Here is a 22,854-nt window from a genome sequence, read left to right on the forward strand (position 1 = left end):
ACTGGAGGAGCCGTGTGCATTAATAGTGCAAGCACGGTTCTGAGAGGGTTTGGAGTTCAATTACCGAAAGGTAAAAGACTCCATTCTACTCGACTGGTTGAACAACAGATCGGCTGTTTAGTCGATTTTTTTTATTTAACAAAATGGCAGTTTAGTTAAATAAGAAATAGTGTTAATCTAGGATAAGAGACTTTAAAAAAGGTGATAATTATGGCTATTATTTTTCCTGCTGTTTGGCTTGGTATAATTCTACCTATCCTTTTATCTATTGTTTTTGGAATACTCAAACCGATTGTTAAGGCTGATAATACTGGAATAAGTATGATAATCATTGCATTACTAATTGCAGTATTGGACGGATACATTGGAATAAAAATGTTTAACAAATTTCAAATGAGGTTTGAAAAACGAAAAAGATAGTGGAAGAATATTGGTTGGATAACTTATTTTTTGTAAAAAGTAAGAATAAGTTAATAACTTTGAAATTGGGAGTAAAGAAATGTCACTCATAAAAGATCCTGAATTAATATTTTGTATTAATGAAAGACCACAATTTACTGATGATTTAAATGGAGTAGATACTACTTTGACAGAGTTAGTGATACGTGGTAAAACAAAAAATCTTGATAGACTAAAATTATTTACCAAATTAGAAAAATTATGGATATATACAGTAAATCAAAAGGAATTTGAAGTTATTTTGAACGTAGTTGATCCTAAATTGCTATATTTATATGAAATGAGAGTAGAGGATTTATCATTAATTAGTACTTTAAAAAAACTTGAAATATTATCACTTACTTGGAATACTAAAGCGCAAAGTTTATGGGATGTTACTAAAAACACTTTACTAAAAAGCTTATTTATAGAAGATTTTTCAAAATTAAATAATATAAGTTCATTAAATAATAATTTAAAATTGGAGTACTTGAATTTATCAGGTGGTATGTGGAATTCTTTAAATTTAGATAACCTTAAGGATCTAAGTAATCTTAGTAATCTTAAATACCTTGGCTTATCAAACATTAAAACAAAAGATGAATCATTAGAACCGATTGGATATCTAAAAAATCTACAAGAATTAGATATTTCTAATCAGTTTCCAACCGAAGAATATGCAAGGCTTTCTGTTTTATTGCCTAATACTAAATGTGATTATTTTAAGCCTTACATAGTTTTATCAGATCCAATTGATGATAAAGATTTAATGGTTATAGGAAAAAGAAAACCTTTTTTTAATTCAAAAGTTGATGCAAAGAAACTTCAAAAATATAAAGATCAGTTTGAAGATCTTCAAATTAAATATAGAAAATAAGATGTACCTTGTTCAACTAACTCATGCATTAGTTGTATAACGTGAAACGTGATCGACGATTTTGTCGATCCTTTTTTATTGAGCTAAATGGCAGATTAGTTCGATAAAAAAGGGGGAATGTATTTCAAATTTATGTTCAAATAATAATATGTAATAATAGTTAAATGGAATGATTAGATGCATTAGATAAAGATGACTGCAAAAGACGGAGGATAGAAAAAATATATGAGAAATAAAAGTATAGAAATTGGAGATATCTATGCATGTAAATTACCTGATGGAAGATATGGTACAGTTAAAGTTATAAATAGAATAGAAAAATCATATTTAATTTATATTTCAAAGTATATTGACATTAAATTACCAACCTTAGAAAACAAAGAAATAAATGAGATTTTGAGATCAAATAGATTTGATTATGAAAATGAAGAAAATTTACTTTGGACAGATGGAAAGCTGCACAAAGATATGATATATATAGGAAATTCTCCTGTTTCTGATTATGAAAAAGGATTAGTAAGTTCATCATACGGTGGAAAATGGCATCCAAGTATAGCTAACCGTGTCTATTATGAATGGCGATGGCTTCATGATCGTGAAAATTTTGAGAGGGAAATTCATGAAGAGCAAATTAAAGAAAGAGAAGAATTTCTAAATAAACCTCAAAAACCTAAAAAAATGATGAATGATGATACATTTTGGTCAATCATTTCACTTTTTGACCTTGAAAATGCTATACATGATGAAGAAATTCTAAATCCAGCTATTGAAAAACTTTCAAAAACAAGCGTAAAGGATATTAAACAATTTGAAGAAAATCTTGCGTATAAGCTTTATTTATTAGATACAAAAGAACACGCCAAAAATATCGGTGAAAATTCATTTAGTGAAGATAAATCTAATTTCTCTCCAGATTTATTCTTATATATTAGATGCTTTGTTGTTGCTAAAGGTAAAGAATTTTATGATTTGGTTTTAAATAACCCCAAAAAAATGTCAAAGAATAACTCTTTTGAGCTGTTACTATCATTAGCGTCAGAAGCATATTCAAAACGAATGGGTAAAGAGTTTGAATACATTTCAGGTTGTGATTATGAAACATTCTCTAACGTTGAAGGCTGGAAAGAATAATATAAAATGCTTTTCCTTATTCAACTAAAGCATGCTTTAGTTGAATAAAAAGAGCACTACAAATAAAAGGCTGCTAAGCAGCCTTTGGAGTTATGCAACTAACGCATGCTTTAGTTGAACAAGAACCACTTCAATTTCGCTTGAGTATTGTATGTAAATCTAGTTTACCAATACCGTTATCGGTAATAAAAAAAGGACCTTCCAGGTAGACTGCACTCTAAATGAGAAATTAGATTTTTTCATTAATATAAAAAGACTTATAAGTATTTATCACTAATCACTTTCATATGGTGTAACTCGTGCCCGGCAATGCCATATGCAATGGTACCTATCGAAACTGGACTGTTCATTACAGTTCCATTTCGATCCCACGCTGCATCATCAATAGTTGTAATAAGACTTAACGTGTTAGAGCGAACGGTGTCTAAACCAGCTAGTAGCTGCTCCCAGGATAATTTATTGAAGTTTGCCGCAGAAACGTATTGATCCTGATCCATTGCTGGGAGTGGTGCACTTTCATTTCGTGCAATGGCAAGCATTCGATACGACATCACACGTTCCGAGTCGGTCATATGCCCAATCACTTCTTTTAAAGTCCATTTCCCTGGTGCGTAGGCCTTCCTTGCTGACTCCTCTGATAAGCTGCTTAAGAGGGTAATTGTATTAGTTCTTTGCTTACTAAGTATTTCTATAATATCTCCATCTGGCACAAGACTTACATACCTATAATGCTCTGGATTTTCAATAGATAATGGTCGTGGACGCACAAGAATCCTCCTCATCGGAATAGTTAATTATGGTTCTAGGCAAATATTCGACTGTCAAGAAGATATTTCCTTTATTTTTGATATTTAATTTCATCTTTATAATGCAATATTGGATATTAGTAAAAATGGATAGTTAATAAAGAACGATTGAGTTCCACTGACTAATTTAAAACGGGGTGAAGTGAAATTGAAAAAAATACTTTTTAAATTCATAAGTACATTTTTTTAGCAATTATTTTGTCTGGATGAGGTAACGATATTAAAGAAAAAAGTCTTCATTATCAATTGTAGCAATCGTTTATCAAACATTAACGGATAGTGAAGACGGAGAAGGGAAAGTTACATATAAAATTCCTCCTGAAATGTAAATTTTCATCTATTATTATCCCTTCACTTATGCTACTAAGGCACTGATAATTAAATAGAACTCGGAACTGTTAATTGGTTACCTATTTAACAGTTTTTTTGAATAAGTAAATAAATTTCAACTCAAAAAAAAGATTAATTAACCGTATCATTTAATAACATCTAATTAGAATTAATCTTTTTAGGAGTGATATGTGTGGCAGAAGTTAGAAGAAAAAAGGTTATTGATAGAGGAATAATTCTATTTTTAGTTTTATTGTTGATTTTTTTAGCCCTAAATGCTCCTAAAATACAAAATTCATTTAAACCAACACTAGAAGGAACCTATCGATGTGAAGAGCTTCCTTTTGGGTCGTTCGTATTCGATAAAGAGAATGATTATGCTTTTATTTTTGATAATTTTATACTTTCGGAATCAGGAAAGTTTTCACGAGAATTAGACAAAGGTTTCTACGTAAAAAAAACTGATGTACTGTATGTAATCAATAGTCCTAAATTTAACAATCTAGAAATTAAATATAAAAAAAAAAAATCAATCTATAAAAATCAAGTCTGACGAAAGAACTTACACGTGTAAACAAATTAGCACAAATCCGATGATTAATATCTCTAATTACGAATGATTAAATTTCAAGAAACATTCGTGTACAAGGAATGCTTAAAATCCAACCATTTGTAGACTCATTATTGGAAGATGATGAACGATGTAAAGAACTATTTCTAAGAAAAATAGAGGAAGCATCAGAAAAGTTTTTTTATAGATTTTTAGTAATATTATGTGCTTCCTTACTTAAACGAACGCATTTTGTTAGATAAACATCACAAGTTGCTTAATTGTAGCATTTTTAAATTGTACAATTTAAAAATCTAGTAAAATATGAAAAAGGACATCTCGATCTCTATATTGAATAAAGAGATAATAGTGATAGTCAAGAAGTAGTTAAATTATTTTAAAGGCGGTGCAAATATATGAACAGCAGTCCTATTGTGAAAGAATACTCTAATGATTATCAAGCTCAAGTAGTAGATTTAATTCTTGATATTCAGCAACAAGAATACAAAATCAAGATTACCAAGGATGACCAGCCTGATTTGTTTACAATAGAAGAATTTTATCAGAATGGAAACGGGAATTTTTGGGTTGCTCTTGATGGCGATAAAGTAGTTGGTACAATCAGTCTTTTAGATATAGGGAATGAAGAAGTTGCGTTAAGAAAGATGTTTGTTGACAAAGAATACAGAGGTGCAAAATATAAAACTGCTAGTCTCTTATTAAATAATGCTATTAAATGGGCGAAACAAATGTCAATAAAAGCAATTTATCTTGGAACAACTCCTCAATTTTTAGCAGCTCATAGATTTTATGAGAAAAATGGTTTTACAAGTGTTGAAGTTACCGAGTTACCTGAGAATTTTCCAGTAATGAAGGTCGATAAAAAATTCTATAAGTATTCGGTTGAATTGACTGAAATGAATACATAAAAAGAAAAGAACAACTTTGGACTTGAGCAGTCCGTCGTTGTTCTTTTTAGAATGATTGGCTAACTTGACAATCTTTTTTTATGAGAAAATTGTTTTTTCTATTGAATTACACATTTACCTGACTAAGAAGAATACGTTTAAGAGTATTTTCAGCTTCATTTAATTGGATTGAAGTTGAGAATGTCGCTTGTGCTTGCCCAGCACCGCCTCCACCTTTTCCTTCAACCTGTTTTAGTAAATTTTTAATTAGTTCCCCGCAATGTACATCATTTCTAAGTTGATTAATTAACAATAATTTTTGCTCTTTTACACTTGAAAAAACAAGTAATGAAGGTTTTTTCGATTGGATTGTCTTTGCAAGTAATTGTAAGTCTTTTACTGATTCTTCTTCAAATGTTTTAATAATGATATCATTCGTTGCGTTTAATAGTAACTCGTTAGAGATTGAGTTTAAGATTGTTTCTTTCATTTTCTCGATTTCTTTTTGCGCTTCTTTGAATTCATTAATCGTCGTTTCGACTTTATCCTTAACTTGATCAGTATGTGTATTAAATAATTGATTAATATTTGATAATGTTTTACTAGTTTTTTGAACTTCTTCTAGCGCTCTATAGCCACATTTAAAATGAAGTCGAGTAGTTTGTCTTACTTTTTCAGTTTTAATTAATTTAATTAATCCAATTTCACCTGTTTGTTTTACATGAGTACCACAACAAGCAGATAAATCTGTATGTAAAATCTCAACAATTCGTATGTTATCTTCAACTTTTGGTAATTTGCGTAGGTGAAGTGCATTTAATTCTTCTTTATTTACGAAGTAAGTTTTAATTTCGATATTAGCAAGAATCTTTTCATAAACTGCTCTTTCAATTTGATTTAATTGTTCAGCAGAAAGAGTAGGTGTATCTAAGTCAATCGTAACTGTCTCTTTTCCTAAATGAAAACTTACAGTAGGAATATCAAATAGTTCAATAATTGTTGCTGAAAGTAAGTGTTGGCCACTATGATGCTGCATATGATCAATTCTTCGATCCCAATTTATTTCACATGTTGCTTCATTTGTATCAGGTTTTGCATTTAAGACATGGATCACTTCTTCATCATCTTCTATTAAATCAACAATTTCGATTCCATTAATTGTACCGAAGTCAGATGGTTGCCCGCCACCCTCAGGATAAAATGATGAATCCTCAAGTTTGATATGAAATAAAGAGTCAACTTCTTTAATTTCAGTAATTTTAGTAAACCATTTTTTTAATGAGGGGTGTTCAAAATATAGTTTGTTTGCCATGATCATACCTCTAATCTTTTTATTTCCACAATTTGTTGTTTAATTTAAATTATATAGAAACGGAATATAAACTTAAAATATTCTGTTTCTAATTTTAGCATAATTGACAATTAGACAAATAAATTTTAGTATTTAGTTAATTAACTAAATACTAAATCTTAGAGGTGTGAAATGTGAACGAATTATTTAAAGCATTATCGGATCCAACTCGAAGGAAAATTTTAGATTTATTAAAAGAGAAGGATTTAACTGCTGGAGAAATTTCAGAACAATTCGATATGTCAAAACCTAGTATTTCGCAGCATCTTAAAATATTAAAATCAGCCCAGTTAATTCAAGATGAAAAGAAGGGGCAATTTATTATTTATTCTCTAAATATGACGGTTTTCCAAGAAATTATAAGTTGGGCATATAGTTTTAAAGAAAAATAATAGAGAGGTGACATATTTTGAAGAAGCATATCATAGCAATTTTACTATTTATTTGTTCACTCGTATTATGGATTATTAACTTTCATGATTTACCAAGTCAACTACCAGTTCACTGGGATTTTTCAGGAAATGTTAATAATTACGATTCAAAAATGCAAACATTTATCGAACTCCATGCGATCATGCTTTTCGTTTATTTATTGCCAATTGTTACGCCGAAGATTGATCCAAGAAAAGAGAATTATAAGTTATTCCAAAGAAGCTTGTACTTTATGGCAACAGGGATTTTATTTATTTTCTTTTTAATTAATATGAGTGTTTTATTTTATGGTTTAGGTTATAACGTTCATATTGGTTCAATGAGCTTTCTCTTTATTGGTCTTTTGTTTATGTTTCTTGGAAATTATATGCCACATGTTCGTTCGAATTATTTTATTGGCGTCCGTACACCATGGACATTAAGTAATGAAAATGTTTGGAAAAAAACACATCGTGTTAGCGGCAGATTATTTATGATCGTTGGTTTATGTTTTATATTGCTTTATTTTATACCAGTTAGTAATAAAGGGATAATTGTCATTCCATTGATCATTTTTTTAGTTGGGTTCACAACTATATACTCATATATTGCCTTTAAAAAGGAAATGAAAAACTAAATAAAGCGCTGTTTTTTTACAAAATATGGTGAATGTTTATGAATTTATTTTAGAAAAAATTTAATTTCCCTTTAAAGTATGGTATTGTAAAGAGTAGAGCAAAAGAGTTGGAGGAATAAAATTAATATGATTACAGTAAGCAATGTTAGTTTGCGTTTTGCGGACAGAAAATTATTTGATGATGTTAATATAAAATTTACACCAGGTAACTGTTACGGTTTAATTGGTGCTAATGGTGCGGGTAAATCTACTTTTATTAAAATTTTATCTGGTGATATCGAGCCTTCTACAGGTGATGTTATTGTAACACCAGGTGAGCGCCTTGCAGTATTAAAACAAAACCAGTTTGAATATGAAGAGTTTGAAGTTCTTCAAACAGTTATTATGGGTCATACACGTCTTTATGAAGTAATGAAAGAAAAAGATGCAATCTACATGAAAGAAGATTTCACTGAAGAAGATGGTATGAAAGCTGCAGAACTTGAAGGTGAGTTTGCAGAGTTAAATGGTTGGGAAGCAGAATCAGAAGCTGCGATTTTATTAAAAGGTCTTGGCATTACTGAAGACTTACATGATAAAAAAATGGCTGAATTACAAGCTGGCGAGAAAGTAAAAGTTTTACTTGCTCAAGCACTATTTGGTCAACCAGATATTCTTTTACTAGATGAGCCAACGAATAACTTAGATCTTAAAGCTGTTCAATGGTTAGAAAACTTCTTAATTAACTTTGAAAACACAGTTATCGTTGTATCACATGACCGTCACTTCTTAAATCAAGTTTGTACGCATATGGCTGATTTAGATTTTGGTAAAATTCAACTTTATGTTGGTAACTATGATTTCTGGTATGAATCAAGTCAATTAGCTCAAAGATTAATGTCGGATGCTAATAAGAAAAAAGAAGAGAAAATTAAAGAACTACAAGGATTTATTGCTCGATTTAGCTCTAATGCATCAAAAGCAAAACAAGCTACTTCACGTAAAAAACTATTAGATAAAATTACGCTTGATGATATTAGACCATCTTCTCGTCGTTATCCATTCGTTGGATTTACGCCAGAGAGAGAAGTTGGGAATGATTTATTAACTGTTGACGGAATTTCAAAAACAATCGATGGTGAAAAAGTATTAGATAATGTACGTTTTACTGTAAATAAAGGAGATAAAATTGCGTTTGTTGGTAAAAATGACGTTGCAATTTCAACTTTATTTAAAATCTTAATGGGTGAAATGGAGCCAGATACTGGTTCATTTAAATGGGGTGTAACAACTTCTCAAGCATTTTTCCCTAAAGATAACTCTGAGTTCTTCGAAAAAAGTGATATGAACTTGATCGAATGGTTACGTCAGTTCTCTCCACAAGATGAGTCTGAAAGCTTCCTTCGTGGTTTCTTAGGACGTATGCTATTCTCAGGAGAGGAAGTAATGAAAAAAGCTTCTGTTTTATCTGGGGGAGAAAAAGTTCGTTGTATGCTTTCAAAAATGATGTTAAGTGGAGCAAACGTATTAGTATTAGATGATCCTACTAACCACTTAGACTTAGAGTCAATTACGGCATTAAATAATGGTTTAATTGCATTCAAAGGTACTGCATTATTTACATCTCATGACCATCAGTTTATTCAAACAATTGCAAACCGTATCATTGAAGTAACACCAAACGGTTTAGTTGATAAAGAATGTACTTATGATGAGTTCTTAGAGAACAAGGATTTACAAAAGCAAGTAGAAGAGTTATATAAAAAGTAATTCCACATACTAAGACCTTTCACAGTGAAAGGCGTGAAACCACTAATCAATTGATTAGTGGTTTTTCATACTTTCATCTTGTTTTTATATTTGTTAAACTATAAAAAAGGGAGGAGAAAAAATGTCTGAGTTAAATGAAAATAAGTTTTTTAAAAAGTATTTAAAGAAAGCTTCTTCCTATTTAGGAAATAAAGAAAAATCAACGAATTTATTGAAAAAAGCAGCTAAGCTGGCTCCGGATAAAAAAGGTGCGCTAGGTGAAGCTTGGGAAAAAGTAAATTTATTTATCGATTTATTTAAATCATATATTAATGGCAGTTATAGAGATATTTCCACAAAATCAATTTTGACAGTAATCGGAGCATTAATTTATTTTGTCAGTCCAATTGACGCAATACCAGATTTTATCGTCGGTTTAGGTTTTTTAGATGATGCAACGATTTTAGCGTATACATTTAAACAAATTAACAAAGATATTGAAAAGTATAAAATTTGGAAAGAAAATAATAACGAAAAAGATGATGCAACAAATTTAGTGGTAATTGAAGAGTCTGAGCAAGATCATGAGCTGAAAGATTAAAATTTATAAATCAAAATTAAGAAAAGGTTGCCCATTATTATTAATGAGCAACCTTTTCTTATACCGTTTAATAATGTACATGACTTTCATCTTTTGACCAAACAATGAAAGGGTTTTCAATATCTTTGACCTTAATCATAATTTGTTCACTAGGGATCGTTCGATCTTCATATGGCATTGAAAGTTCATCATAAATATGTGCATCATCAAATCCAATTTTTGCAGCATCATCTTTTGTGAAATAATAATATATTTTTGAAATTCTAGACCAATAGGCGGCACTTAGACACATCGGGCATGGTTCACAGCTAGTATATAAGACAGCATCCTTTAATAAATAGGTACCTAAATTTTGACATGCGTTTCGAATTGCTTGGACCTCTGCATGTGCAGTTGGATCATTTAAAGTTGTGACTCCATTTACGCCGGCACCAATTACTTTTCCATCTTGGACAATAACAGCTCCAAATGGCCCACCATTCTTATTTAATAAGTTTTCGTAAGCAAGTCTTACACTTAATTTAATCCAATCAGAGTGATTCAAACTAACACCACCTCTATAGTAATAAGGGCGAAAGGTATATACATTTATCTAATCTCTTTAATTAATATAAATAACTAGTCAATCAAATTGGTTAAACGATTTATAATTCTTTAAATTAACAATAAATATTAAAAAGGGTATCTTACTTATTTGTACACTCTAATAGAGTATTTAAGAACCTATTTAATCAATCTAAAGTAAGAAAATTCATTTTTTATAAGAACAATAATAATAGAGTAATATAATTCAAACAAAAATTTTTAAAGTACTAATCGTGATAAGAATTCTAATAAATATTCAAAATGTCGAATGATTTATTAAGAAAATTAAAGGAGTTAGTTAAATCAAATTAGAATATGTAAACGGTTACAACTTTTTGAAGGATGTGTTTCGAATGAAGAATTTCGGAAATAATATTCAATTGCAAGTGTATAGTGGTGGGAAAAAAAGTGAGATTCCTGTTAGATTTGAGGATTTAGAAAAGTTAGCTCAAGATCAATTAGAGGAAGGCCCTTATTATTATATAGCTGGGGGCGCTGGTAGTGAGCGCTCAATGAACGAAAATCGATTAGCATTTGATAAGTGGAAAATTGTACCGCGAATGTTACGTAATGTGGCTGAGCGTGATATTAGTATAAATTTATTTGGCAAAACATATAATTCACCAATTTTATTTGCTCCAATCGGTGTCCAGTCGATTGCGCATCCAGAAGGGGAACTTGAAGCTGCTCGAGCAGCTGCGGAATTGAATATTCCATACATTACTAGTACTGCATCTACTTACTCATTAGAAAGGGTTTCAACTGTTCTAGGTAATTCTCCTAAATGGTATCAATTATATTGTAGTAGTGATATGGAAATAGCAGCAAGTATGATTAAACGTGCAGAAGACAATGGTTACGAAGCAATTGTTATTACGCTTGATACCTCGATTATGGGTTGGAGAGAAAAAGATATTGAAAATGCATATTTACCATTTTTACAAGGGCAAGGTATTGGTAACTATTTAGAGGATCCTGTATTTTGCTCACGATTAAATAAATCACCTGAAGAAGATCCACAGTCAGCAATTCTATTGTGGACAAGACTCTTTGGTAATCCTGCATTAACATGGGAAGATTTAGCATTTTTACGAAAACAAACTAAATTACCAATTTTATTAAAGGGAATTTTACATAAGGACGATGCGATGCTTGCTCTTGAATATGGCATGGATGGCATTATCGTTTCGAATCATGGTGGAAGACAAGTTGATGGAACAATTAGTTCTTTAGATGCATTAGAGAGTATTTGTAGTGAATTAAAAGGTAGATTACCAATCTTAATGGATAGCGGTATTAGAAGGGGATCAGATGTATATAAAGCATTAGCAATCGGTGCTGATGCAGTATTAATTGGTCGATCGTATATGTATGGCCTAGCTCTTGCTGGTAAAAACGGGGTTGTCCAAGTAATGAAAAATATTTTAGCTGATTTCGATTTAACGATGGCTTTATCAGGACAAAAAAGTATCAGTGAATTAAAGCCATCTTTGTTAGTGAAAGAAAACCTTAGTAAACATTTTTAAAAATTAAAAAGAGCGATCTCAGTGAGTGCTTAGACTAATGAGTCGCTCTTTATTTTTGAAAATTTAATTAAGCTGCATTCTTTACTTCGGTATATTCTTTAAAGAAAAACTTCTCCATCATACACCCAATTACAAAACCGATTAAGCCAGGTATTACCCAACCGAATCCTTTACTTTGCATTGGAACAATCGATAATAATTCATTTAGTCCGTTATTTAAAAATGATGAATTGATAATCTCGATTAAGCTATAAATTCCAACAAACAAAATTGTTAATAAATAAACGGGTCTACCTTTAAATGGTAATTGATCGTGTAAAAGTGCTAGTACAATCAGAGCAATTGCCATTGGATATAAAAGGCCCAATATTGGAACGGATACTTTTAATATTTGTGTAAGTCCTAAATTTGCTACGAATCCACTTACAAAACATAATACGATTGCCCATTTTTTATAAGATAATTTAGGGAAAATACTATTAAAATACTGAGAACATGATGTAATTAAACCAATACAAACACTTAAACATGCAAGTGTAAAAATAAGCCCTAAAACAATCGTTCCACCATTTCCAAATAATTGATTCATAACTGTTGTTAAGACGACTGCTCCATTGTCAATTTGTTCGGTAATCGTCGCTGAAGCACCTAAATAGCCAATTATAAAATAAGTCATCGATAATAATAATGCACAAATTAAACCGAAAATTATTAAATACTTAATTTGTAATTTTTGATTTGTCACATTTAATCTTTGAAAAATATTGATAAAAACAATCCCGTAGATTAATGCGCAAATCCCATCCATTGTTTGATAGCCATCTAAAATTCCTTGTGAAATAGGATTAGATTTGTATGTTAAGGATGCATCCTTAAAACTCGATAAGTCTGTAAACATGGCTTTAATAAAAACAATTAAAATTAAGATTAGTAAAGCTGGAGTTAAAATTTTACCGAATCTGTCAACTAATTTTGAAGGTGATTTAGCAAACCAATAAACGATACTAAAAAACACAATCGTATAAACTAATAGCCCTATTGGTGAGACAGCCAAACCTTCTGATAAAAATGGTTTAACACCCATTTCATATGCGAGACTACTAGCTCGTGGAATTGCAAGTCCAGGTCCGATCGACAAGTAGATTGCCATCGGGAAGAGAAGTGCAAAAATAGGATGTACTCTTCTTACAAGCGTATCAAAATCACCGGATTTTGCTATTGCTATAAATGCTAAAATCGCAATACCTGCATCCGAAATAATAAATCCAATAATTGCTTGCCATACATTCTCTCCGGCTGCTTGTCCGATGTATGCTGGGAAAATTAAATTACCAGCACCAAATAACATAGAAAATAACATAAATCCAATAAACAGTATTTCTTTTTTTGTTAAAGTATTCAAATAATTCACCTCAAACATAGTTGTTTTTTAAAAATGATTTTCTCATTCTATCAAAAAACAATCCTATTTACTACAAAATCTTCTAAAATTCTTACAATTTTCATATAGAATGAAAAAAATTTTCTTTTGTCCTAATTTTTTTTACCTATAGCATAAGAAAACTTGTCCTCTAACTATATATATTTATAGGCTTTTTTAAGGGAGGATTAGAATGATCCAATTTCAAGATATATCTTTTAAGTTTTCAAATGGAAAAAGTGCAGTTCAGGATTTATCTTTTTCAATTCATTCAGGAGAATGCTTTGTTTTAATTGGCCCAAGTGGCTGTGGAAAAACAACAACAATTAAATTAATAAATAGATTAATAAAACCAACTGACGGTGAAATTTTTTATAATGATAAAAACATTAAAGATTATGACGAACATAAGCTGAGGAGAGAGTTTGGATATGTACTACAACAGATTGCACTATTTCCCCATTTGAATGTTGAAGAAAATATTTCGATTGTACCAGAATTAAAAAAATGGAACAAAGTACAAATAAAAGAGCGCACTCGAGAATTATTAGAATTAGTAAAATTAAATCCTTTGGAATTTAGTAAAAGATCAGTCTCAGAATTATCTGGGGGTCAACAACAGCGGGTAGGTGTAGCGAGGGCATTAGCAGGGGATCCAAATTTATTATTAATGGACGAACCGTTTAGTGCATTAGATCCGATTACAAGATTACAATTACAAAAGGACCTGAAGCAATTAAAAACTAAGATTAATAAAACGATCCTTTTCGTTACTCATGATTTAGACGAGGCATTTTATTTAGGAGACCGAATCGGGATCATGCACGATGGTGAACTAGTTCAAGTTGGTTCGAAGGATGAAATTTTAAATAATCCAGTCAATCCTTTTGTTGAACAATTTATAGACAATTATCGAGGTAAAGCTGTTGTAAAGGAGGGAATATAAGATGATTCTCACTTCATTTACAACGACCCTTGCAAATAGAAAAGAGCAATTATTAACAGCATTGTTAGAGCATATTCAAATTTCAGTATTTGCACTAATTATTGCAATAATAATAGCTGTCCCGGTTGGAATTTACTTAACGAGGAAGAAAGTTCTCTCTGAATTTGTAATTGGAACTACAGCAATTATTCAAACTATTCCCTCTTTGGCACTGTTAGGGATTTTAATACCATTAGTAGGAATAGGAAAGATTCCAGCGGTAATTGCATTAAGTGTTTATGCATTATTACCGATCTTGCGAAATACATATACCGGAATTAAGGAGATTGATCCAATCATATTAGAAGCAGCAACTGGGTTAGGGATGAACGGTAGACAAAGACTTTTTAAGGTTGAATTACCATTAGCACTACCAGTTATAATGGCGGGAATCCGAACTGCGATGGTCATAATTGTTGGAACGGCAACAATCGCTGCATTAATAGGAGCTGGAGGTTTAGGTAGTTTAATATTATTAGGAATCGACCGAAACGATATGAATTTAATCATTATAGGGGCAATACCTTCAGCACTTTTAGCAATTATATTTGATTTTATTTTAAGATTAATAGAGAAGAGGAGTTTTAAGAGTTTTTCATTAAGAATAATAACTGCTAGTTTTATTTTATTAGCATTATTATTTTCTCCATTAACAATTAAATCTTGGAATAAAACGGACTTAGTAATCGCTGGGAAACTAGGTGCTGAACCAGAAATAATAATGAATATGTATAAATTATTGATTGAGGATGAAACGCATCTAAACGTTGAAGTTAAGCCCAATTTTGGTAAAACTACATTTGTGTTTAATGCATTAAAAAAAGGTGATATTGATATTTATCCAGAATATACAGGGACGGTCATTTCTACTTTTTTGAAAGAAAAGGCTGTTAGTAATGATGCAAAAGCAGTATATGAACAAGCTGCTGAAGGTTTAGCAAAAAAGTATAATTTGAGCTATTTGGAACCTATGAAATTTAATGACACGTATGCATTAGCTGTTCCGGATCACATTTCGAAACAATTTGGAATCGAAACAATTTCAGATGCAACCAAAGTAGAAAATCAGTTAAAAGCAGGTTTCACTTTAGAATTTACGGATCGTGAAGACGGATATTTAGGATTACAAAAACTATATGGATTAAAATTCCCAAACCTAAAAACAATGGAGCCAAAATTGCGATATGACGCAATTCAATCGGGCGATCTCTCAATAATCGATGCGTATTCAACTGATAGTGAGCTCCAAAGCTATAACATGAAAGTGCTAGTCGATGATAAAAATTTATTCCCACCATATCAATGCGCACCACTTCTGAGAAAAGAAACACTTAAAAAATATCCAGAAGTCGAAATTATATTAAATAAATTAAAAAATAAAATTACGGATGATGAAATGCGAGAAATGAATTATAAAGTAAATGTTGGTGGAAAATCTGCCAAAAGTGTTGCTAAAGAGTTTTTGAAAGAAGAGGGTTTACTAAAATAATCGAAATGGACTGTCTTATTGGTCAGGGGAACTGATCAAAGCGGTCCTTTTTTGTTGTATCACACTTGAATGTATAGCGCTGTTCTATCACAATTCAATTTTTTAGAAGATTAGTAGCGATTTTTTATTCGAGATAGATAAAAATAAGTGGGAAATTGCTGGTTTTCTTTAAAGAGTATGAATTGATGAACGGTTTTTGGGGTGAAATACCTGAACTGGTAGGTGGAATTTTGTATCTTAATTGCACTTCTGCTAAATTTAATTGCAGATTTGCTAATTTTATTTGCAGTCGGCCGTTTATTGCAGCTTTCCGCTGTTTATTTGCAGCTATTCATTCTTTATTTGCACTGGCCAATCCTTACTTGCACAACCCTAAGACTTATTTACACCACCTAAGAACAATCAAAAAAAAAAGAGGGTTGCCTAAATAATCGGCTACCCTCTTTTAGTTATCATACGATAAGAATTTCAATGTTTAATCATTATAGGCTCCAGTTAACATCTCACTTACAAAAGAATCATTTTCCCATTCTTCATAAGAGAAATCTACTGAATACTCCTGATCGGATTTTTCGTCTTTAATCTGAATGTCAAAATGATTACTCATTACTTTCAACACTTCATTGATTTCGTTAACAGTCCCATTAATTTGTAAAGTAGCCATTTTTACTCGCCTCCGATTTTAATTTACAGAAAATTCTGTATAAAGTAATCATATGATAATCCTTTTAAAAACATTTTTCAAGGGTAGAATTTTGTCGAAAAAATATTTTAAAAAAATGTAAAGGTTTTCATTGTTGATTTACCAATATTTGTACGATATTTGAATAAATTGTGAATTTTAAATTTTCTAAAAACTTGTTGATTTATTTTCTAGATTGGAATAAAGTAAGTACAAATATTTTAACTCTTGAGGAGGATTAACCGTGACAGAGCAACAGATTTTTTTAAATGGTGAATTCGTTCAAAAACAAGATGCTAAAGTTTCTGTATATGATCATGGATATCTATATGGAGATGGAGTATTCGAAGGGATTCGCGTATATGATGGCAATGTATTTCGCTTAAAAGAACATCTCATTCGATTATATGAATCAGCAAAATCAATTTTATTAACAATTCCTTATTCTTTAGAAGAGTTAACACAAATTGTAGTTGATACAGTAAATCGAAATAATTTACATAGTGGTTATATTCGACTCGTCGTTTCAAGAGGTGAAGGGAATCTTGGATTAGATCCAACATCTTGTCCAAGAGCAAATGTAGTTGTCATAGCTGAACAACTAGCTCTGTTTCCACAAGAACTATACGAAAATGGTATGGAAATTGTAACAGTAGCAACGAGAAGAAATCGAAGTGATGTATTAAATCCACAAATTAAATCTTTAAATTACTTAAATAACATATTAGTAAAAATTGAAGCAAAACTAGCTGGTGTTCAAGAAGCACTAATGCTAAACGATCAAGGCTTTGTAGCTGAAGGTTCAGGAGATAATGTCTTTTTAGTAAAAGGGAATAAGTTAATTACTCCACCAAGTTCAGCTGGTGCATTAGAAGGAATTACTCGAAATGCAATTATGGAATTAGGTGACACATTAGGTTATGAAGTTGAGGAAAAATTGTTCACTAGACATGATGTTTATATTGCCGATGAGGTTTTCTTAACAGGGACAGCAGCTGAAGTAATTGGCGTATCTAAGGTAGATGGACGAGTGATTGGTGATGGAAAACCAGGACCAAATACACAAAGATTATTAAACGCATTTCGTCAATTAGTAGTTGAAGATGGAGAAAAAATTTACGTAAAACAAGGGTGATAAATTGTGCGAAGTGACATGATCAAAAAAGGAATCGACCGTGCGCCGCATCGTAGCTTATTATTAGCGGCAGGTGTAAAAGAGGAAGATTTTAATAAACCATTTATAGCGATTTGTAATTCATATATTGATATTGTTCCAGGTCATATTCATTTAAGGGAAATGGCTGATGTTGTAAAACAAGCGATTCGAGATGCTGGTGGAGTTCCATTTGAGTTTAATACGATCGGTGTCGATGATGGTATCGCAATGGGACATATCGGAATGAGGTATTCTTTACCAAGTAGGGAAATCATTGCCGATGCAGCCGAAACAGTCATTAATGCACATTGGTTTGATGGAGTATTTTATATGCCAAACTGCGATAAAATCACACCTGGAATGCTAATGGCAGCTGTTCGTACAAATGTACCAGCAGTATTTGTATCAGGTGGACCAATGGCAGGTGGGCTATCTAAAGATGGAAAGGCTCTATCTCTTGCTTCAGTATTTGAAGGTGTAGGTGCTTTTAAATCAGGAAAAATGAGTGTAGAAGAATTACTCGATATTGAAAAGTCAGCATGTCCTACATGTGGATCATGTTCAGGAATGTTCACAGCAAATTCAATGAATTGCATTATGGAGATGCTTGGTGTAGCACTACCATATAACGGAACAATACTTGCAACTAGCAAAGACAGACATCAATTGATCCGTGATGCAGCTTATCATCTAATGGATTGCATTGAAAATGATATAAAACCAAGAGATATTATTACAAAAGAGGCAATTGATGATGCATTTGCACTAGATATGGCAATGGGTGGATCGACAAATACTGTTTTACACTTAATGGCCATCGCAAATGAAGCAGGAGTTGAATACGACTTAAAGGATATAAATGAAGTAGCTAGAAGAGTACCTTATTTATCTAAAATTAGTCCCGCTTCGCACTATTCAATGCATGATGTTCATTTAGCAGGTGGCGTTCCAGCAATTATTAAAGAGCTTACTACCATTCCTGGAGCAATCAATAGTGACCGCATTACAATTACTGGAAAAACTTTATTCGAGAATGTGCAAGAAGCTACAATCACCAATAGTGAAGTGATTCGTAAAAAAGAAAATCCTTATTCACAAACAGGCGGATTATCGATCTTACATGGGAATCTAGCCCCAGACGGATCAGTTATTAAAGTAGGTGGTGTTGACCCTTCAATCCAAACATTTATTGGTGAAGCAATTTGTTTTGACTCACACGATGAAGCTGTTGACGCGATTGACAAAGGTCTCGTTAAAGAGGGTCATGTCGTTGTCATTCGATATGAGGGTCCAAAGGGTGGACCTGGAATGCCTGAAATGCTTGCACCAACTTCATCAATTGTTGGAAGAGGCTTAGGAACAAAAGTTGCGTTAATTACAGATGGTCGTTTTTCAGGAGCTACTAGAGGAATTGCAATTGGACATATTTCTCCAGAAGCGGCTGAAGGTGGACCAATAGCATATATTGAAGATGGCGATGAAATCATAATCGATCTTTTATCAAGAAGTATTACATTATCAATTTCAAACGAAACATTAGAATCTCGTAAATCATCATATAAATTACATGAACCAAAAGTTAAAACGGGTTATTTAGCAAGATATGCAAAGTTAGTGACTTCTGCTAATACAGGCGGAATATTAAAAATATGAAAAAGCAATGAAAGAGAAAAGTAGTTATGAAAAGGTTCTTCAGAGAGTCGGTGGGTGGTGTGAACCGATGACCTTGATTAATGAAACTCACTCTTGAGTGTCAAGCTGAATTCATTTGTAAGGTAAGCTTGAACGTTGGCCACGTTATCGCTAGATTTTGGTTAGCCAAAATCCCAAAGTTAGGTTATTAACCTAAGAAGAAGGGTGGTACCGCGAAAAGTCTTTCGCCCCTTCAGCATCTGCTGAAGTGTGGAGTTATGGCTTTTTTTATTGCGAATAAATGGGTAAATTCTATCCAAAAATGGAGGGAAATGTAGAAATGAGTCATCATTCGATAAGAACTCTGTCAAAAGAATTGTCAGGTGCAAATTTACTAATTGATGCTTTGAAAAATGAAAATGTTGAAATGATTTTTGGTTATCCTGGAGGGGCAGTATTACCATTATATGATGCACTTTATGATGCTGATATTCCTCACATTCTAGCAAGACATGAACAAGGGGCCATCCACGCTGCAGAAGGATATGCACGAGTGACTGGTCGACCAGGGGTTGTAATCGCAACAAGTGGACCAGGGGCAACAAATGTAGTAACTGGTTTAGCAGATGCGATGATGGATTCATTACCATTAGTTGTTTTTACTGGTCAGGTTGCAACAAATGTAATCGGAACAGATGCCTTCCAAGAAGCAGATGTGATCGGAATTACAATGCCAGTTACAAAACATAACTACCAAGTGCGTAATGTAGAAGATGTCCCACAAATCGTTAAAGAAGCATTCCATATTGCTTCAACAGGCCGTCCAGGTCCAGTTGTCATCGATCTACCAAAAAATATGATGGTTGAAAAAGGATTGAAAAAGGACGAAGTAGAAATTCATTTACCCGGTTATCAACCGACTTATGAACCAAATTATCTTCAAATTACAAAGTTAATAGGAGCAATTGAAAAAGCTAAAAAACCAGTCGTATTAGCTGGAGCAGGAATATTACATGCAAAAGCAGCTGATGAGTTTACTGAATTTATAAAAAAGTTCAACATCCCAGTTGTAAATACGCTTTTAGGTCTAGGTGGATTTCCAGCAAATGAGGAATTATTCCTAGGAATGGGGGGTATGCACGGAACCTATACAGCAAATATGGCAATGTATGAAAGTGATTTGCTAATTAACATCGGAGCAAGATTTGATGATAGGTTAACGGGTAATTTAGCACATTTTGCTAAAAATGCGATTGTAGCACATATCGATATAGATCCTGCCGAAATAAATAAAGTTATTCCAACAAATATTCCAATCGTTGGATGTGCTAAGGAAGTTCTGAAAGTTCTATTAAAACAAAAAGTAGATGAACAAAATCATGGTGAATGGTTAGAGCTACTTAAAAGTCGTAAAGAGGCCTTTCCTTTACAGTATGAACCGAGTAGGGAAGTCATTAAACCACAAACTGTTTTAACTTTACTTCATTCGATTACAAATGGGAAAGCAACGATTTCCACGGATGTAGGTCAACATCAAATGTGGGCAGCTCAGTATTATCCTTTTGACGAACCACATAAATGGATCACTTCAGGTGGACTCGGAACAATGGGATTTGGTTTACCAGCTGCAATCGGAGCACAATTTGCAAAGCCTGATGAATTAGTTGTAGCGATTGTAGGTGATGCCGGATTCCAAATGACATTGCAAGAATTGAGCATGATCAAGGAACATAATTTACAAGTTAAAATTTTAATTTTAAATAATGCAGCTTTAGGAATGGTAAGACAGTGGCAATCAGCTTTTTATAATGACCGCTTCTCTAGTTCTCTATTAGACTGCCAACCTAGTTTCACAAAACTTGCTGAAGCTTACGGTATAAAAGGGATGACAATTTCAGATCCAAATTTAGTTGAAAGTCAGTTAAGAGAAGCAATTGAATTTGATGGACCAGTTTTAATTGATTGTCGAGTTCATCAAGCTGAAATCGTTACACCAATGGTTCCACCTGGTAAAGGAATTCATGAAATGGAAGGGGTGAAATAATGAAACGGGTCATTACATCAACTGTGTTAAATAACAGTGGCGTACTTAACCGAATTACAGGAGTGATCTCCAGAAGACGTTTTAATATCGAAAGTATTTCTGTAGGACACACTGAACTAGATCATATTTCAAGAATTACGTTTGTCGTACATGTAGAGGATTTACAACAGGTCGAACAATTGATTAAACAGCTTCACAAGCAAATTGATGTGATAAAAGTAGCAGATATAACAGAAGAATCAGTTATTGCTAGAGAACTAGCCTTAATAAAGGTTAGTACAAATGCAGCTACAAGAAATGAAATTTATAGTCTAATTGAACCATTTAGAGCCTCGGTTATTGATGTAAGCCGTGATCAGATTGTCGTTCAAGTAACTGGTACTTCTGATAAGGTAGAGGCTTTGATTGAATTATTAAGACCTTTCGAACTAAAAGAAATAGCTCGAACAGGTGTAACCGCATTTACTAGATCTGCTAAACATAAGGAGCATGCTCAAAAGCTACTCTCTTATTAAATAAAAATATAAAACATAAAAAAATTGGAGGAATTTGAAAATGGCTAAAGTATATTATGGTACAGACGTGAAGGAAAATGTATTAGTAGGGAAAACGATTGCAGTAATTGGTTATGGATCACAAGGTCACGCGCATGCTTTAAATTTACATGATAATGGTCATAAAGTAGTTGTTGGTTGTCGCCCTGGTAAATCATGGGACGCTGCAGCAAATGACGGATTACATGTAACTACAGTTGCAGAAGCTTCAAAGGCAGCAGACGTAGTAATGATTCTATTACCGGATGAGCATCAACCAACTGTTTATAAAAATGAAATTGAACCGTATCTTGAAAATGGAAATGCGCTTGCGTTTGCACACGGATTTAATGTTCACTTTGATCAAATTGTTCCTCCTGCAAATGTTGATGTATTTTTAGTAGCTCCAAAAGGTCCAGGACATCTAGTTCGACGTACTTTTGTCGATGGAGCAGCGGTACCAGCATTATTCGCAGTTTACCAAGATGTAACAGGTGAAGCAAAAAATGTAGCACTTTCATACGCCGAAGGAATTGGTTCTACTAGAGCAGGTGTTCTTGAAACTACATTTAAAGAGGAAACTGAAACAGATCTATTCGGAGAACAAGCGGTACTTTGTGGTGGAGTAACTTCTTTAGTAAAATCGGGATTTGAAACATTAGTAGAAGCTGGTTATCAGCCGGAAGTAGCATACTTTGAGTGTTTACATGAGTTGAAGCTAATCGTTGATTTAATGTACGAAGGCGGAATGAGCTATATGAGATACTCAATCTCAGATACTGCACAATGGGGGGATTTCGTATCTGGTCCTAGAGTAGTAGCGAATGAGTCAAAATTAGCGATGAAAGATATTTTAGCAGAAATTCAAGATGGTACGTTTGCTAAAGGCTGGATTAACGAAAATAAAAATGGTCGTCCAGTATTCAATGAAATTAATGAAAGTGAAAAACAACATCAGTTAGAAGAGGTTGGAGAAAAACTTCGTGCAATGATGCCATTTATCCAAAGAAAAGAAAAGGTCGAGGTGAAATAAA

General features: G+C 32.5%; 23 protein-coding genes and 1 other annotated feature. Of the genes, 18 read left to right on the forward strand and 5 right to left on the reverse strand.

All coding sequences use genetic code 11. The features are described from left to right. The first annotated feature begins 210 nt into the window (after positions 1-210). The 3 genes from ACFVRR_RS15195 (at position 211) to ACFVRR_RS15205 (ending at position 2,446) form a co-directional block, all read left to right on the forward strand. On the forward strand, positions 211-420 hold the full coding sequence (locus ACFVRR_RS15195; protein ID WP_387330068.1) for a hypothetical protein: 210 nt from the start codon (positions 211-213) through the stop codon (positions 418-420). Between the two features lie 79 nt (positions 421-499). Then, positions 500-1,315, forward strand: coding sequence for a leucine-rich repeat domain-containing protein (locus ACFVRR_RS15200; protein WP_387330071.1), 816 nt, complete (start codon positions 500-502; stop codon positions 1,313-1,315). 225 nt (positions 1,316-1,540) lie between these two features. Next, positions 1,541-2,446, forward strand: coding sequence for a DUF4240 domain-containing protein (locus ACFVRR_RS15205; protein ID WP_387330073.1), 906 nt, complete (start codon positions 1,541-1,543; stop codon positions 2,444-2,446). A gap of 257 nt (positions 2,447-2,703) precedes the next feature. On the opposite strand, the gene ACFVRR_RS15210 is transcribed toward ACFVRR_RS15205, so the two are convergent. Beyond that, the gene (locus tag ACFVRR_RS15210; RefSeq protein WP_387330076.1) at positions 2,704-3,213 is read right to left on the reverse strand and encodes a DinB family protein; all 510 of its coding nucleotides are present in this window, start codon (positions 3,211-3,213) and stop codon (positions 2,704-2,706) included. A gap of 562 nt (positions 3,214-3,775) precedes the next feature. On the opposite strand from ACFVRR_RS15210, the gene ACFVRR_RS15215 reads away from it, so the two are divergent. Next, a complete protein-coding gene (locus tag ACFVRR_RS15215; RefSeq protein ID WP_387330079.1) occupies positions 3,776-4,135 on the forward strand; it encodes a hypothetical protein in 360 nt (119 codons plus the stop codon). 413 nt (positions 4,136-4,548) lie between these two features. Next, a complete protein-coding gene (locus ACFVRR_RS15220) occupies positions 4,549-5,061 on the forward strand; it encodes a GNAT family N-acetyltransferase (protein ID WP_387330082.1) in 513 nt (170 codons plus the stop codon). Positions 5,062-5,167: 106 nt separating this feature from the next. Here ACFVRR_RS15220 and ACFVRR_RS15225 read toward each other — a convergent pair whose 3' ends face one another. Further along, entirely contained in the window at positions 5,168-6,352 is a 1,185-nt protein-coding gene (locus ACFVRR_RS15225; protein ID WP_387330085.1) for an alanyl-tRNA editing protein, read from the reverse strand. A gap of 173 nt (positions 6,353-6,525) precedes the next feature. On the opposite strand from ACFVRR_RS15225, the gene ACFVRR_RS15230 reads away from it, so the two are divergent. From ACFVRR_RS15230 to ACFVRR_RS15245, 4 genes are all read left to right on the forward strand, one after another. Next, a complete protein-coding gene (locus tag ACFVRR_RS15230; protein ID WP_097977665.1) occupies positions 6,526-6,783 on the forward strand; it encodes an autorepressor SdpR family transcription factor in 258 nt (85 codons plus the stop codon). A 17-nt stretch (positions 6,784-6,800) separates the two neighbouring features. Next, complete coding sequence (locus ACFVRR_RS15235; RefSeq protein WP_387330089.1) at positions 6,801-7,439, forward strand: SdpI family protein; 639 nt, start codon at positions 6,801-6,803, stop codon at positions 7,437-7,439. Between the two features lie 126 nt (positions 7,440-7,565). Continuing rightward, positions 7,566-9,188, forward strand: coding sequence for an ABC-F family ATP-binding cassette domain-containing protein (locus tag ACFVRR_RS15240; protein WP_387330092.1), 1,623 nt, complete (start codon positions 7,566-7,568; stop codon positions 9,186-9,188). 121 nt (positions 9,189-9,309) lie between these two features. Next, on the forward strand, positions 9,310-9,768 hold the full coding sequence (locus tag ACFVRR_RS15245) for a YkvA family protein (RefSeq protein WP_387330094.1): 459 nt from the start codon (positions 9,310-9,312) through the stop codon (positions 9,766-9,768). A 67-nt stretch (positions 9,769-9,835) separates the two neighbouring features. On the opposite strand, the gene ACFVRR_RS15250 is transcribed toward ACFVRR_RS15245, so the two are convergent. Next, positions 9,836-10,312, reverse strand: a complete 477-nt coding sequence (locus ACFVRR_RS15250) for a nucleoside deaminase (protein ID WP_387330096.1) — start codon at positions 10,310-10,312, stop codon at positions 9,836-9,838. Positions 10,313-10,706: 394 nt separating this feature from the next. On the opposite strand from ACFVRR_RS15250, the gene ACFVRR_RS15255 reads away from it, so the two are divergent. After that, positions 10,707-11,879: an alpha-hydroxy-acid oxidizing protein gene (locus ACFVRR_RS15255; RefSeq protein WP_387330098.1), complete on the forward strand. Its 1,173-nt coding sequence runs from the start codon at positions 10,707-10,709 to the stop codon at positions 11,877-11,879. Positions 11,880-11,946: 67 nt separating this feature from the next. Here ACFVRR_RS15255 and brnQ read toward each other — a convergent pair whose 3' ends face one another. Further along, positions 11,947-13,281, reverse strand: a complete 1,335-nt coding sequence (gene brnQ / locus ACFVRR_RS15260; RefSeq protein ID WP_387330101.1) for a branched-chain amino acid transport system II carrier protein — start codon at positions 13,279-13,281, stop codon at positions 11,947-11,949. Positions 13,282-13,492: 211 nt separating this feature from the next. On the opposite strand from brnQ, the gene ACFVRR_RS15265 reads away from it, so the two are divergent. The 3 genes from ACFVRR_RS15265 to ACFVRR_RS15275 all read left to right on the forward strand — a co-directional run bounded on the left by ACFVRR_RS15265 (position 13,493) and on the right by ACFVRR_RS15275 (position 16,204). Continuing rightward, entirely contained in the window at positions 13,493-14,245 is a 753-nt protein-coding gene (locus ACFVRR_RS15265) for an ABC transporter ATP-binding protein (RefSeq protein ID WP_387330103.1), read from the forward strand. Position 14,246: 1 nt separating this feature from the next. Continuing rightward, positions 14,247-15,773, forward strand: a complete 1,527-nt coding sequence (locus ACFVRR_RS15270) for an ABC transporter permease/substrate-binding protein (RefSeq protein ID WP_387330105.1) — start codon at positions 14,247-14,249, stop codon at positions 15,771-15,773. 185 nt (positions 15,774-15,958) lie between these two features. Next, a complete protein-coding gene (locus ACFVRR_RS15275) occupies positions 15,959-16,204 on the forward strand; it encodes a hypothetical protein (RefSeq protein WP_387330107.1) in 246 nt (81 codons plus the stop codon). Between the two features lie 44 nt (positions 16,205-16,248). On the opposite strand, the gene ACFVRR_RS15280 is transcribed toward ACFVRR_RS15275, so the two are convergent. Next, the gene (locus ACFVRR_RS15280; RefSeq protein ID WP_056477121.1) at positions 16,249-16,437 is read right to left on the reverse strand and encodes a hypothetical protein; all 189 of its coding nucleotides are present in this window, start codon (positions 16,435-16,437) and stop codon (positions 16,249-16,251) included. 262 nt (positions 16,438-16,699) lie between these two features. Here ACFVRR_RS15280 and ilvE point away from each other — a divergent pair, with 262 nt between their 5' ends. The 5 genes from ilvE to ilvC all read left to right on the forward strand — a co-directional run bounded on the left by ilvE (position 16,700) and on the right by ilvC (position 22,853). Further along, a complete protein-coding gene (gene ilvE / locus ACFVRR_RS15285; protein ID WP_056477125.1) occupies positions 16,700-17,590 on the forward strand; it encodes a branched-chain-amino-acid transaminase in 891 nt (296 codons plus the stop codon). Positions 17,591-17,596: 6 nt separating this feature from the next. Then, a complete protein-coding gene (gene ilvD, locus ACFVRR_RS15290; RefSeq protein WP_387330110.1) occupies positions 17,597-19,264 on the forward strand; it encodes a dihydroxy-acid dehydratase in 1,668 nt (555 codons plus the stop codon). Beyond that, positions 19,263-19,499: a binding site (T-box leader), on the forward strand. (Overlaps the previous gene by 2 nt.) 84 nt (positions 19,500-19,583) lie before the next feature. Continuing rightward, positions 19,584-21,287 carry an acetolactate synthase large subunit gene (gene ilvB, locus ACFVRR_RS15295; RefSeq protein WP_387330113.1) on the forward strand — a complete coding sequence of 568 codons (1,704 nt, stop codon included), beginning with the start codon at positions 19,584-19,586 and terminating at the stop codon, positions 21,285-21,287. Next, positions 21,287-21,802 carry an acetolactate synthase small subunit gene (gene ilvN / locus ACFVRR_RS15300; protein WP_097977647.1) on the forward strand — a complete coding sequence of 172 codons (516 nt, stop codon included), beginning with the start codon at positions 21,287-21,289 and terminating at the stop codon, positions 21,800-21,802. The genes ilvB and ilvN overlap by 1 nt, the downstream gene beginning before the upstream one ends. Before the next feature lie 40 nt (positions 21,803-21,842). Continuing rightward, complete coding sequence (ilvC, locus tag ACFVRR_RS15305; RefSeq protein WP_097977646.1) at positions 21,843-22,853, forward strand: ketol-acid reductoisomerase; 1,011 nt, start codon at positions 21,843-21,845, stop codon at positions 22,851-22,853. Position 22,854: the final 1 nt, after the last annotated feature.

The sequence above is a fragment of the Gottfriedia sp. NPDC057948 genome (assembly GCF_042887255.1).
Classification (GTDB): domain Bacteria; phylum Bacillota; class Bacilli; order Bacillales; family Bacillaceae_G; genus Gottfriedia.